The sequence below is a fragment of the Paraburkholderia sp. GAS334 genome, from assembly GCF_050436625.1.
GTDB lineage: Bacteria > Pseudomonadota > Gammaproteobacteria > Burkholderiales > Burkholderiaceae > Paraburkholderia.
In genome coordinates, this window is record NZ_JBNDMO010000012.1 from 53,079 (window position 1) to 66,589 (window position 13,511).

General features: G+C 55.1%; 11 protein-coding genes and 2 pseudogenes. 5 read left to right on the forward strand and 8 right to left on the reverse strand.

Annotated elements, in window-relative coordinates:
- Positions 1–617 precede the first annotated feature (617 nt).
- The gene (locus P3T21_RS22095) at positions 618–1,547 is read left to right on the forward strand and encodes a LysR family transcriptional regulator (RefSeq protein ID WP_429258081.1); all 930 of its coding nucleotides are present in this window, start codon (positions 618–620) and stop codon (positions 1,545–1,547) included.
- A gap of 180 nt (positions 1,548–1,727) precedes the next feature.
- On the opposite strand, the gene P3T21_RS22100 is transcribed toward P3T21_RS22095, so the two are convergent.
- Complete coding sequence (locus tag P3T21_RS22100; protein WP_429258082.1) at positions 1,728–2,321, reverse strand: TetR family transcriptional regulator C-terminal domain-containing protein; 594 nt, start codon at positions 2,319–2,321, stop codon at positions 1,728–1,730.
- A 127-nt stretch (positions 2,322–2,448) separates the two neighbouring features.
- On the opposite strand from P3T21_RS22100, the gene P3T21_RS22105 reads away from it, so the two are divergent.
- The 3 genes from P3T21_RS22105 to P3T21_RS22115 all read left to right on the forward strand — a co-directional run bounded on the left by P3T21_RS22105 (position 2,449) and on the right by P3T21_RS22115 (position 4,265).
- Positions 2,449–2,688: a hypothetical protein gene (locus tag P3T21_RS22105; protein ID WP_429258083.1), complete on the forward strand. Its 240-nt coding sequence runs from the start codon at positions 2,449–2,451 to the stop codon at positions 2,686–2,688.
- A gap of 335 nt (positions 2,689–3,023) precedes the next feature.
- Positions 3,024–3,296, forward strand: a complete 273-nt coding sequence (locus P3T21_RS22110) for a hypothetical protein (RefSeq protein WP_429258084.1) — start codon at positions 3,024–3,026, stop codon at positions 3,294–3,296.
- A gap of 675 nt (positions 3,297–3,971) precedes the next feature.
- Entirely contained in the window at positions 3,972–4,265 is a 294-nt protein-coding gene (locus tag P3T21_RS22115; RefSeq protein WP_429258085.1) for a hypothetical protein, read from the forward strand.
- A gap of 291 nt (positions 4,266–4,556) precedes the next feature.
- On the opposite strand, the pseudogene P3T21_RS22120 reads toward P3T21_RS22115, so the two are convergent.
- The 4 genes and pseudogenes from P3T21_RS22120 to P3T21_RS22135 all read right to left on the reverse strand — a co-directional run.
- Positions 4,557–5,618: pseudogene (locus P3T21_RS22120) on the reverse strand (methyl-accepting chemotaxis protein); the annotation flags it as partial.
- A gap of 171 nt (positions 5,619–5,789) precedes the next feature.
- A pseudogene (locus tag P3T21_RS22125) lies at positions 5,790–6,257 on the reverse strand (Cache 3/Cache 2 fusion domain-containing protein); the annotation flags it as partial.
- Between the two features lie 3 nt (positions 6,258–6,260).
- A complete protein-coding gene (locus tag P3T21_RS22130) occupies positions 6,261–6,518 on the reverse strand; it encodes a hypothetical protein (RefSeq protein WP_429258086.1) in 258 nt (85 codons plus the stop codon).
- Positions 6,519–6,760: 242 nt separating this feature from the next.
- Positions 6,761–7,615, reverse strand: coding sequence for an alpha/beta fold hydrolase (locus P3T21_RS22135; protein ID WP_429258175.1), 855 nt, complete (start codon positions 7,613–7,615; stop codon positions 6,761–6,763).
- Between the two features lie 379 nt (positions 7,616–7,994).
- On the opposite strand from P3T21_RS22135, the gene P3T21_RS22140 reads away from it, so the two are divergent.
- Positions 7,995–8,885 carry a LysR family transcriptional regulator gene (locus P3T21_RS22140; RefSeq protein WP_429258087.1) on the forward strand — a complete coding sequence of 297 codons (891 nt, stop codon included), beginning with the start codon at positions 7,995–7,997 and terminating at the stop codon, positions 8,883–8,885.
- Positions 8,886–9,246: 361 nt separating this feature from the next.
- Here P3T21_RS22140 and P3T21_RS22145 read toward each other — a convergent pair whose 3' ends face one another.
- The 3 genes from P3T21_RS22145 to P3T21_RS22155 all read right to left on the reverse strand — a co-directional run bounded on the left by P3T21_RS22145 (position 9,247) and on the right by P3T21_RS22155 (position 13,455).
- Positions 9,247–9,453: a hypothetical protein gene (locus tag P3T21_RS22145; RefSeq protein WP_429258088.1), complete on the reverse strand. Its 207-nt coding sequence runs from the start codon at positions 9,451–9,453 to the stop codon at positions 9,247–9,249.
- 1,543 nt (positions 9,454–10,996) lie between these two features.
- Positions 10,997–12,223 (reverse strand): CaiB/BaiF CoA transferase family protein, encoded by a 1,227-nt coding sequence (locus P3T21_RS22150; RefSeq protein WP_429258089.1) that lies wholly within the window; start codon positions 12,221–12,223, stop codon positions 10,997–10,999.
- A gap of 65 nt (positions 12,224–12,288) precedes the next feature.
- A complete protein-coding gene (locus tag P3T21_RS22155; protein ID WP_429258090.1) occupies positions 12,289–13,455 on the reverse strand; it encodes an acyl-CoA dehydrogenase family protein in 1,167 nt (388 codons plus the stop codon).
- Positions 13,456–13,511: the final 56 nt, after the last annotated feature.

The window sequence follows — 13,511 nt, forward strand, 5'->3', positions numbered from 1 at the left end:
GTCCGCGTTCTCAGTCGCCGAAAGCCCATTAGTGTCACGTCGTAACTCGCACCTTCTCAGGATCCTTGATAACTCGATCGACCTGTCCACTTTTATTGGTCTGCCAAAACCAAGATCACTTTGCGCTCACATACATGTCTACGGTAAGGCGCTTGACGTCGGGCGGGAACACCCGCCATGTCCCGTCTTTGTGCCGGAAAAACCATAGTGCGATTGAGCCGTGCGACCTTCGCGCTTCAACACACACGTAACGGCTTCCTTCGGGGCGAATGCGACTGAAGCGGATTACCCGGATTGACGCCCATGACATTGGTGCCAGCCATTTCTCAACCAGAGAATGTAACGACTTCTCCGCGCTCATATTCTCATCTCCCTCAGCGTCGTCTTCTTCGGCTCAGTCGAGTTGCGTTGCACTGACCGAAGAAGTAGTGTCAATCATGATGAAATTCGACACTTCGCGGGATGGACGGTGAGCGAGATCCGGAAAAAACGGTGTTGCTACCTAGTTTGGCCTGCGAACTTATTATTCACTACACTAGCTGTCTATTGAAGAAAGCGGAAAGACTTTGTAGGCTGGTCGGCATGCCTATGAGGCATGGCACATTGACGGGGAGTCCATGGACCTCAGACATCTACGGTATTTTGTTGCCATCGCGGAGACGGGCAGCGTAACGGTTGCGGCGGAACGCCGTCTGCACATATCGCAACCCTCGCTTAGCCGACAGATTCGTGATCTCGAAGAGGAACTCGGCGTGAAACTGTTCACCCGCGGCGCGCGCGGCGTCGAGCTGACTGTATCGGGCCACGCGTTTCTCGACCATGCGCGCCTCGCGCTTTTGCAGGTTGATACAGCGACGGAGGCTGCGCGCCGTGCCGCGCAACCGACGAAGCAGGCGTTCGCCCTCGGCTTTCTGACCGGGCACGAAATGATCTGGTTGCCGCGGGTGACGCAGGTTCTCCGAGATGAACTGCCGAACATCGAGGTCACGGTTTCAAGTGGTTATTCGCCAGATCTTGCTGAAGCACTCGTGAGCGGAAGGCTCGACGTGGCGTTTCTGCGCGCTGAACCAGGGTTTGATCTTGAATATCAGATCGTTAGTAAGGAGAAGCTCATTGTGCTGATGCCGAGCGATCACCGGCTCACCGCGCGAACAGCGGTTAATCCAGTGGAACTCGCCGCTGAGACGTTCATCACGGCTACGAACAGGGCTGCGGTGTTGCGCGACGTGATCGAGCGCTATTTGCTCGAGAACGAAGTCGATATCGCACCCGAACACGGGGTCGACAATCTCGCAATGGCGGTGTCGCTGGTGGCGTCTACGCGTGGGTTAGCGTTGATGCCGGAGTACGTGACCAATCTGCTGCCCTGGTCTGTGGTCAGCCGGCCTGTTCAAGGCGCGGCACCGACAATCAACCTCGTCATAGGTTACAGCGCGTCGAATTCCTCTCCAGTCCTGAAACTCTTTCTCTCAAAAGTCGAAGAACTGATAGCAACTGATAGCGCGTGGGGATCACGGCATTCAATAATCAATCTGATGAAAGCTTAACTCGCGTTTATCAAGACGTCTGAACGCAATTTTGATGATGGTTCGAGATCGATTAACGGGGCTTTGATCATTTGTAACAAAAATCGGGCCTCGATTTTAGATTCCCTGACCGTCCATTCTTGGCAGGACCTGCTTTGAAGCTGCTCCTGGACCCCTGATCATGCGCAAGGATATCGCACGCTATGCCGTATTACCGTGCAATATCCTGGAAAACAGTATCTGCTTGAAGCGCTCAACCGGTTCTGCACTGTGCTGTGCTTTAGCAAGAAGATTAGCCCCTTGCTGGGATGAGACAATAAACGCTGCTAGTTCGCCGCAATCGGTACTCTGTGTCAATTCGCCTTGTGAAACGGCTGCGCGCAGGCAGTAGGCGACACTCTCGCGGATTTCGGCAAATATCTCATTCAGCCGGAGCCGGATGCCCTCGCTGTGGCTGCTTGCCTCTGCTGCAAAATTTCCAAACAAGCAACCGTCCCGCATGCTGTTCTTGTTCAACTTCGACATTGCGGCGTCGACGTAGGCCTGGAGTCGTTGCAGTGGAGGCAAAGAGTCGTTTCGGAGGGTGTTCTCGACCATTATGCGTGTGCCTGCAAAATACAGATCGATGATTTCCAAGGCGAACGCTTCCTTGGACTCGAAATGATTCGTAAACGAGCCCTGGGGAACACCAGCCGCCTGGACGATGTCACGTATGCCTGCCTCGCCGAACCCGCGCTCGTGGACCACTTGCATGCCGGCAATCAGAATTTTTTCTCGATGCGATGCTTTGGCCATAGGTCCAAGATACCTGTGTCAAGATAGATCCAATATAGTCGTCCATATTGAATTGGTCAAGCGAACCGATGAGTCTCGCGTCTCGCTGCGACGCTTGCGGGTTGTCGGACGCTCAGCCGCCAGTGGTATGGAGAACGTCTACTTGAATTTCCGTTTGAAAAAGGGGGGGCTCAGAAGATGGCGTGAAGAACGAATTTCAGCGATGCGTTTGCAGCTCGCTTTGTTTGCATTCAACCTTGCGCAGACAATGAGGCGCCAACATTCTGTTTGCCAGACGGGAGCAGAAGAACCGCTTCAAGAGCGAAGTGGCGATACCGTCGGCAAGTGTATCGAACTCGACCCGGAAGTCGGCGAGCGCGCTATCTGAAAAACACCCTGGACAGATCGGGAAGACAAGAGCACCGAGTTGTTCATATTTGGTCGCAGAGATATCGTCGCAGTCCTTTCTGGAAAGCAGGGCGTTGACTACGACAACATCGTTTGGCCCAACACCGCTGCAAACTCCACATGCCGCAGGATGCGGAACTGTGCTGTGCGCTTGGCTCGGCGAACCGTGGTGTGTCGTCTGGAATTATTCACGTTCGAATAATTGTGATTTCAGTCTATAAATATAGTTTCCGGGCGGATGTGTTTTACACTGGATTTTTATGCGTGTCTCATAGAGCGGCGCGCCCACAATTCAGTGCCTCATTGGAGTCTTAGATGAAGATAAAATTTCTCAACGCGTCACTCGTCACAGCCCTGATCTCCCTCTCATTTCCGGCTTTTGCGAGTGGCTACGGACCTGCACCGTTCTATCAGCCATCGGTCGGTGCACCTGCGTCGCAGCGCGGCCAAAGCGAGCAGACCATCATTGCGGAGCGTAACAGCGCGAACAACGCGTCTCGTGAATCTTCCTCCGATTTGACTAGCGCTTCGGTATCAGGCGGTAGCCAACCTGCGTCCAACTCGAGCGATCTTCATACGGTTTACTGATTGTTTGATGATCAGTGGGTGACCGCACCTGATTTATTAGACCCGTTTGCCATTTTACTTGCCTGTCACAAACAGACATGGGCCAATGCGTTAGCTAGTGCCACATTTGAGAGCACGAGGTGCGGTGAGGTACTGGTAGCAAGTCTTGACGATGAGTGAGATCCCGGACACTTCGATCGGGATGATCGAGACCATTAATGTGGTTGATGGCATAGTTTTTCAGGCCAATTTTCTGGCGTTAAGCGCATCGGTCGGGGCGTCCTGTATCTGCGATTTGGGCCATAGATTCGTCGTCGTGGCATGAGAGGTTCGCGCGCTTGCGCTGCGCGGTGCAGCGGCGGCCACGAGAATCAAGGATCTGATCGGCGAGTTTGAAAAATCCGATTAACACCTGGTCGGAGCTCGTCGAGGAAACGGAGAGGCGATCAATGAGGTCATGGTGCCGGCGGAACGGACGGCCGATATGATGACCGAAATCTCTTGGGCGTCGGAAGAGTAGAGCGCTGATATCGAGCAGGTTGTTCTGGCAGTCTGCTAGCCGTCAGAACACGTGTCACATATTTTCCATCGCGCGGCCTTGACAGGATCGAAGATGAAACCAGCCGCTCCCGGAGACGGAGCTAATCTGGCTGCGCCCAATATTTCTGACGCGCGCGTTTCTTGAGTGACTAAAAAATGAACAACCTGGATGAAGCGCTTGGTCAAATGAGCCAGGTGGTGACTGCCAACACGAAGAAAATCGGCATTCTAGCCGCTCGGGCTATGGTTCTGGGGAAGTTTTTTGACATGGTCTTGCCCCAGCTTACGGCGTCACAGTGCGTCGAAATCAGTCAGTCATTCCGAGGTGGGATCGAAGATGCCATGTCGTTGATGGATGATGTGGCGCTCCCCGGCGAATACCACTCGGCTCTTCTCGAACTCACAAATGTCATCCTCCGCTTATTGAAGGAGTCGGGCCAGGATAGGTAGCTCCAATACTTCGCCGACACGCCTGTTCATTCCATCTGGCCACATATGTACGTGGGAGAGGCGGAGAGCGGCGACATTCATCGGCCTCGCCAGTCACTGGCTAGGTCGTCGCCTCCCGTCAGCTACACCGCCTATTTTTCTCGTAAGTACCGGACAATCCACGTTGTGCGACCGTACAGTCATCTGCGAGAGGCACCGCGGACGATGGTGGCAACGCCGTGCCCCTCAGCAGGGACTACCGTTACCCCCTGCGACAACGCTCTGCGTGTGCAGGTTTGTGCACCATTAACCTCACGGTGTTTTCGTGATAGTGGGCGTTCTTTCGGCGCTGTCTCGCTCCGTCGAACCCCTTGATAGAGCGGACAGGCGAGGTTCGCTGTGGGCGACCGCGACCCGGGGAGCGACTGCGTCCGCGTCAGCTACCTTGAACAAGGAGACTGCGTCCTCTAGTTGGCCTGCCTGTTGCTCAAGCGATTGAGATGCTGCCGCTGCCTGTTCGACCAGTGCTGCATTCTGTTGCGTGACCTCGTCCATTTGAGTGACCGCTTGATTGATCTGTTCAATGCCGCGGCTCTGTTCTTCAGAGGCGGCGGCGATTTGGCCTACGATGTCAGAGACTTGTTTGATTGCCTGCTTAATCTGACCCATGGTCACGCCTACCTGGGAAGCCTGCTGCGCACCGTCTTCAATTGTTGCCACGGACGAGCCGATTAGCTCCTTAATTTCTTTCGCGGCAGTGGCGGAACGCTGGGCTAGACTACGAACTTCGCTGGCCACGACAGCAAAGCCACGTCCCTCTTCGCCAGCGCGTGCAGCTTCCACGGCAGCGTTCAACGCGAGAATATTTGTCTGGAAGGCGATGCCTTCGATGACGCCGGTGATCTCGGAAATCTTGCTCGAACTTGCGCTAATTTTGCCAATGGTGCCGACCATAGATTGGACGGCATCGTCGCCTGATTCGGCCATATGTGTGGCGTTCGTTGCCAAGCTATTCGCCTGACGCGCATTGTCGGCATTCTGCTTCACAGTCTCTGTCAACTGCGTCATGCTGGCGGCCGTTTCCTCAAGCGATGCCGCCTGTTCTTCAGTTCGCGCCGACAAGTCCATATTGCCCGCTGCGATTTCGTGGGACGAACTTGCAAGGTTACTCGTGGTCCCCCGGACGTTTCGTACCAAACCGGCCAAGTCTATATTAATTCCGTTCAAAGCTTCGAGTATCTGTCCTATTTCGTCGCCTCGATCCACTGGTATCTGGGCGGATAAGTCGCCTCTCGCCAGACGTTGGGCGGCGGTTTCCGCGTCGCGCAGCGAACGGCTCACTGTACGTCCGACGATCGCGAATACGCCTATGCCAACCATAAACACCAGCGCGAGATTCAGGGCGACGCCGGGAATTGCGACTAGCGGTGTTCCTGGGTCAAGTAGTAGATAGGCGGCCACGTCGCGGCCTACAACAAGCGCTGTGGTCCACGCCATCACCAGAAAGGACAGTTTTAGAGCAAGACTTGGCTGCTTCGCATTGCTGATGTCTATACCCGCAACAGAAGCGCCGATTATCGTACTGCTAGCGTCGTAGATAGGGCTGTAAAGAACGGTGAATTTCTTGCCGGATAAGGTCGAATAGCCAAAGTAGCTGCTTCCAGATAGAAGCAGCTGATATGCAGGATGAGAACGTTCAAGGGTCACGCCCAAGGTGCGAGCACCCTTTGCATCCTTCACTGTGGTTGCGACCCTGATGAAAGCTTCGCCGTGGCGCACAAAATGGGAAGCGTTTCCCCCGGTCTCTTGGGCAAAACTATCGACTACTGCATGGTCCATGTTCACCGCGCGATCGCCATTGACCAAGATCGGTGTCTGGTGGCCGGCTATCTCGACGTGCCTTGTTTTGTCAAGGGAGAACACGGCTTTGTAGCGGCCCATCAAGTTCTTCTGCAGTCGTCGGATCTGGTTTTCTTGTGAACGGAAACTGAGCATATGCGCCATCCAGAGCATGATTCATTTCGTGATTGAAATTTTCCAGTCCGACTTGTCGTATCGACCGGCGTGGCAATAGGCATTGTCAGCGATGGTGGCCGCGACAATCTTTGCTTTCTTGTACCCTGCGCGATACATTCGGCGAATCGGAGGCTGGCTAGGCTTGTTGCACCGATCGAACCGTGCGCGGGGAACGGTTCTTGGGAGCCTCGGCGTGTTCAGCGACAAAGCGCGGCAGTCGACTTCAAGCGTGTAGGGGGCATGATCAAGCGAGATCATGTCGTAGGTTTCCGGGTCGCCGACATGAATACCTGACTCGGCCTGTAACTATTTTCCCAGTATTGCCAGCTGATGGGGCGCAGTAAAAAAGCACTGGTGACAGTTGCCAGCACCAGTGCTGCGAGGACAGAGGGACGCGCCGACGATCAAGGCGGGATAACCTCGCTCATTTTTTGTCAGAATTCGTCTCTTTAATGGGCGGGTGATCCGATCGTTTGGCGCTCGGATTTCATGGACGAAATTCAGTCGGGTTCGGACAGAAACTGCGCAACATGAGTGACGAAGCGCTCGGGATACTGGTACAGCGAGCCATGGTTTGCGTCTGGGTAGATAATCAGTTGCGCATTCGGAATGTGCTTCTGAAGGATCCACGAGTTGGCGGTGTAGACGATTACGTCGTTGTCTCCGTTGATCACTAGCGTCGGTTGAGCGAGCGACTTCAGATAATCGTAGGGGTTGTCGCGCGGCATGCCCCATTTTGCAATCGCAGCCAGTTGCGCAGGAGCGACCTTTTCATTAGGTGCCGGATCCCGGCCTTCAGTGCGCAGGCGGAAGCGATGTAGGAATTTGTGGCCCGCGGCTTGGCTCGCCACCGACGGTGAGAAATGCACGCGCAGCCACAGGTGATCGGGTTCCTCGTACGTAGCGCCGAAAATTTCCTGTGCCTCAGGAGTGAGCGATTCCATACCTTCGCCGCTGCGTGGACCGGTACCCACCAAAACTACGCGCCGCACAAGTTTTGGCTCAATCAGCGCCAGTTCCTGCGCGATATGGCCGCCCATTGAGAAGCCCAGCACGTCGGCTTGCTGGATGCCGAGCGACTTGATAAACGCCGCAGCATTGACAGACATCTCCTCGATCGACTCCGGTACCTCGCCTGACGAACTGGAGATTCCGGCGTTGTTAAAGAGGATAACCTCGCGATGCTGTGCCAGTCCGTCAGTCACAGCAGGATCCCAATGATCCATCGTGCCGGTGAAATGGACATTGAACACGAGCGGCACGCCGCCCGCTTTGCCGAACCGCCGGTAAGCGAAGCGAATGCCGTTTGCTTCGACAAATTGCGTTGGTGCCGTTTGATGTGTATAGCCAGTCATGGCAGTTCTCCTTGTTGGTTTTTGCCCGGTACTAACTGTTTCCTTTACTACTATGGGCGGCGGTGATGTGACTGCCCATGAGCGACGCTCGATCGAAGGCGCAAAAAAGAGCGCCACCGAGCCGTATCCTTGCTCACGTCGATGCGCTCATGCAGCACCGTAGAGGCAGGTGCGTGTGATCGCTATCATCGCCTTGCCTGGTTCTGGTCCCCATTTGCAGACAAAGGGTGCGAACCGTGACGGCGTTGCGGTCCCTACCGCGATCGGACAGGGGCGCCCCGATATCTGGCGATTAATCTAGCTGCCTATTGCGGAAACGAGAAAGACTTTGTAGGCTGATGCGCATGCCTTTGAGGCATGGGACACAAAAGAGGAATCAATGGAGCTTCGACATCTTCGGTATTTCGTCGCCGTCGCTGAGACAGGTAGTCTCACGGTCGCGGCCGAGGAGCGCCTGCACACATCACAACCCTCACTTAGTCGACAGATTCGTGATCTCGAGGACGAGGTCGGTGTACAACTGTTTAACCGCAGTGCACGTGGCGTTGGCCTGACTGCGTCTGGCAGAGCGTTTCTCGACCATGCCAGGTTAGCGCTGTCGCAGGTCGATGCAGCGACCGAGGCTGCACGCCGCGCTGCGAAACCGATGAAACAAGTATTTGCGCTCGGCTTTTTGACCGGGCAGGAAATGACTTGGCTGCCGCGGGCCATGCAGATTCTTCGCGATGAACTGCCGAACATCCAGGTCACGGTATCAAGTGATTATTCGCCAGACCTTGCCCAAGCGCTCGCCCGCGGCAGGCTCGACCTGGCGTTTCTGCGCGCTGAACCCGGGTTTGATCTGGAATATCGGGTCGTTAATAAAGAGAGGCTCATCGTGCTGATGCCGAGTGACCACAGGCTGACCGCACAAACAGAAATCCATCCGAAGGACTTCATGAACGAGCCGTTCATCATGGCTACGAATAAGGCGGCGGTGTTGCACGAGGTAATCGAGCGATATCTGAAAGAAAATGGGATTGATGTCACGCCTGAACACGGGGTCGACAATCTTGCAATGGCGGTTTCGCTAGTTGCGTCCACACGCGGGTTGGCATTAATGCCGGAGTACGCAACTAACCTGTTGCCCTGGTCGGTGGTCAGCCGACCTGTTGTGGGCGACGCGCCGACCATCGACCTCGTTGTCGGCTACAGTAGGTCGAACACTTCAGCAGTTTTGAAGCAGTTTCTTTCGAAGATGGAAGAACTGGTTGCGCAGTTCACCACCTGATTTCATGAAGAGAGGATCTTCGCTCCGGGATCGCGTTGTGTATGTATCTAGAACCAGAAAATGAATGAGGGAATCGAATCTTCTCTTTGCGGGATAAATGAAGCCAGTCGGGGAAGCGTTCTCAAAGATCTACCTGAGCCGGTTCTACAACGGTCAGTTATTGACTGGTCGAAGCTGTTCAGTATGCCGGTTCGAATAGCGGTTTTTCAAGCGTACACACGCCTGCTTGCTTCATTTTCGCCTTCTGCTGCTCCCTTCGAACGTCGCACTAATGTTCAAAAAGCCTTCCCTGAACTCGGTTGTTGCTTGGTCCACTGGAACGCTCGGCAATGAACCGAACAGTCTTTGCGAAGCCATACTCTTAGTGTCTGCCGCCAAAGGACGCTTGAGCCGCTTCGGCGGGCGACAGCCCGGCTCTGAAGTAGCCTCGTAGAAGGTCGACCGTCGCGGCGTCAGGAGAATAGGAAGTGCTGATAAATTTCGCTTCGAGCGCTTCGTCAAACCAGGCGCACGCCCACGTTTCCAATTTCCATAAGGTCTCGAGCGTTATGAACTGTGACTCGTCCATCATAGTGATCCTGGTGGGGCAGTAGGTGTGTTCGCTGCGGCCGATATCCAGATTACTCGACACTTGCGTAAGCATGTATTGTTAGCCGCACTGCCTCAGGTGGGAACACGCGCCACGCACCATCGTCGTGCCGGAAGAAATAAAGGGCAATCGAGCCCTTCGGCCGCTGCGCTTCTACGCATACGTAGCGCCTTCGACTATGGATCATGCGACTGAATCTGGTTACGCGAACCGGCGCAGCCAAATTTTGGGTTAGCCATTTTTCCACCAGAAAGCGCAAGGACTTTTCCGCGTTCATCTGCTTCTCCGTCAACATAAGTCCCGTTCGTCAGCCGCGCCTCGTTGTACTCGAGAGGTCGTGGCTTCGGCTAAGGGGTTTGCCGTCTCGTGTGATCAATGCCGAAGGGAATCAAACGAAGCCGCAGCGGCTACCCTGGTAGTTCTTCTGGTGAATTTCTTGTTCAGCACACTAGGCGTATCTGATCCGTCAATCTAGCCACACAAATTGCTGAGAGAAGCGCGTCTGATTGAACGCGCCCACTGTGCTGCCGTAGACCGGGTTCCAGTTATCCCATTCGCCCGGATGCATCTTCGGTCAAACCGTCAATAGAACTCACTGCGGCGAACTCTCATTCCGTCCAATGATTTCGTCATCCTCATCTATTCCATCCCTCGTCTTCGCGAAGGCTGCTTCCTTTTTGTCATCAGTATGTACGGACATAGTAGAGTTAAATCTATTCGCCGTAAACTTCTTTTTTGAGATTTTGCGTGTCGTTAAACGTCTGAAGAGCCAACTTCCTTCGTACGTTTTAATTATAATATGGCCGTACATAGTGTAGGAGATCGATGGAAAAAAGCAGAGCCAGACCGCGGGCGTGAAGGAAGGAGCTGACGGAGAGGGCTCTGGGTGACTCAGGAGGTCACTTGTGAATTTTCAGTGACGCGCGCAGCGTTGATCGACAAAACGTCAAATTTTAAAAATTCAGATTCATCGCGACATCGAGCGAATTATGGAAGAGGGTAGATGGTTCGATATCCTCTGTTTTAAAACGCGTGGAGAATGGGGCTGTAGCGCACACCAGTACTGCGATGTGGCCGCGCAGATCTCGCGTGGTTAGACGAGCATTGGCTGTGTGATTGAACTTAGCAATGGACTGATAGACGCCTTTGCAGGTCTGGCACTACGGAAAGAAGGAGTTATCTGCTGCGCGTCATGCAGGTGCTACCGGTGCATTCTGGATACAGGAGCGCAGCGCTGGTTCAGATACGGCGAGCCGTTCCTGTCGCGCGGCGCGCAGTGTCGACGAGTGGACCATCTTCAGAGGCGGATACCGATTCACATAGGACGTGCGACCGGATGAGGATTGACGATACGGTCTACGATCGAGGCTCACCGGTGCTGACGGCGAGCAATGGGCGGGACCTTTTCCTGTCTCGGAGGATGCTGTCCGATGACCTGCACCGCGTCCGCCAATATACTCGAGGGAATCGAGCAGAGCCCATATCTGGTGTCAGGCTCTCATAGCCCACTTCCGCTTTCGTCTCAGCGGACTGCTCCGGTCGCGCGCATCGCTTCAATATCTCGCGCTGCATAACCCGCCCCGAGCAGAATTTCGTCCGTATGCTCGCCGAGCATTGGTGCTCGATGTCGCACCCGGCCAGGCGTCGCACTCATTTTGATCGGCACGCCTGCAATCCGGACCGGTGACGCGGAGCCCGGTTGTTCGACAGTGACCAACATGTCGCGGACTTCGTAGTGCGGATCGTTGAAAATCTCCGAAGCGGTATAGACGGGACCAAATGGCACCCGGCCACCGATACACTGTGCCAGCTCCTCCTTCGTGCGTGTCGATGTGAATGCTTCTATAGTCGTGACTACCAGTTGTACATTCTGCACTCGAGCCTCATTGGTGGCAAACGCTTCGTCCTCAATCAGCTCCGGGCGCCCGATAATGGTGGCGAGTTTTCGCCAGAATTCGTCGTGTACACAGGCAATGGAGACGTAACCGTCGCGAGCGCGGAAAAGGCCAAAAGGGCAGTACAGCGGATGACGGTTGCCTTCCGGTGCCGGCACGAAACCGGTGTAGGACGTCTGATAGACGATGCGTTCGCACACAGCCAGGATGCAGTCGGTCATTGCGACGTCGACGAATTGCCCCTCGCCGGATTCGCGTGCCCGGTGGACCGCCGCCAGAATGCCAATGCAGAGCATCAACGCGGGAATTGTGTCGCCAATGCCGGGCCCAATCTTGACCGGCGTGTTGCGGTCCGGTCCTGTGATGCCCATCATGCCGCCCATTGCCTGGGCGACGACGTCATAGGCAGGCCAGTCCGCGTAAGGACTCTCGCCGCTCCGGGGGTCGCCAAAGCCGCGCACGGTGCCGTAGACGAGGCGAGGGTTGGTTTCCTTCAGTCGCTCGAAAGACAGACCGAGCCTCTCCATAACGCCGGACCGAAAATTCTCGACAACGATATCTGCTCCGTCAATCAGCTTACGCACAACGGCGCAACCATGGGCCGTCTTCAGGTCCACTGCTATCGAACGCTTGTTCCGATTGACGCTCTGAAAATATCCGCCATAATCACGGAGAGTATCGTCCGGGAGAAACGGTCCTATCGGGCGCGTGCCATCGCCCTTGAGTGTTTCAATTTTGACGACATCGGCACCGTGATCGGCCAAGATTTGTGTACAAAAAGGGCCAGCAAGCATCTGCGTCAAATCCACGACGCGAAGGCCGGAAAGGGCTCCTGGCTGCTTCGGGGGCTCCATTTTTCTCTCCATTTTCATTTGTAATGGGTATTCGGTGCTTCGATGTGGTTGCTGCTCCAGCCACGTTATGAGGCGACCTTGCCGAGCAACGCGTCTGAGATGATTCGCATCTGAATTTCCGACGTGCCTTCGAATATCTTTGTTAGGCGGGCGTCGCGCCAGTAGCGCTCGGCTGAAAAATAGGTGGTGTAGCCAGCTCCACCGTGAATCTGCAGACCTTCACTGGTTACCCGCTCGGACATCTCGCTTGCAAACAGTTTCACCATAGAGGCTTGCGTATCGCATCGCTGGCCTTCGTCAATCTTCTCGCACACCGAATAGAGCAATGCGCGCGCCGCTTCGATCTGGGTGGCCATGTCAGCAAGCTTGAAGCGGATCGCCTGGAAGTCACCGATTGGCGAGCCGAACTGGTTTCGTTGCGAGGCGTACTGCATGGAGTCTTCCAGGCTACCTTGGGCCAGACCTATAGAACGGGCTGCGGTATGCGCGCGCGCCGTCTCCAGTCCTGCAGTCGCCAGATAAAACGCTGTGCCTTCGTCTCCGACCATGGCAGACGCAGGGACTCGGCATCCGTCGAAGGCAAGTTCCCAAGTCGTCCATCCGTGATAGCCAATTTTGGGAATAACGCTACCTTTCACGTTTTCTGGCAATTGCCCACGTGGTTTTTCCACAATAAAGGCGCTGAGCCCCCGGTGGCGGCCTCTCGGATCGCTCGCAGCGTCCGTTCGTGCTATTACCAGAATGAAATCTGCATCATCGGCGAATGTGCACCAGTACTTGCTCCCTGTGATCTCCCATTCGCTACCGATGCGTACAGCGCGGCAGGAAATGTTGGCGATGTCGGACCCTGCATTTGGCTCCGACAGAGAAAATGCTCCGAGGAATTCGCCGCGCGCCATACGAGGCAGATACTCAGCCTTCTTTTCGGGAGACAAGGCCTTTAGCGCGCCGATTAGGCCATTGCCTCGCGCAATCAAGCTTGCGACACTCATCCAGCCGCGAGACAACTGTTCTGCCACGAGACAGTACTCGTACGCGCCGAGGCCAAGCCCTCCATATTCCTCTGGGATCAGAATGCCGAAGTATCCCAACTCGGCCATCTCGTCGATGAGTTCGCGCGGGATCTTGCCTTTCTCCGGATCGAGTCTGTTCGCAATGGGCAGAACCCGCTCCATGGTGAACTGCCGAGCGGCCTCTTGAATCATGCGCCGCTCGTCGGTAAGTCTGTGCATAGGTCTCTTCCATCTACCGTTGGGTTCACCATCGCTATATGGTGATAAGTATGTAC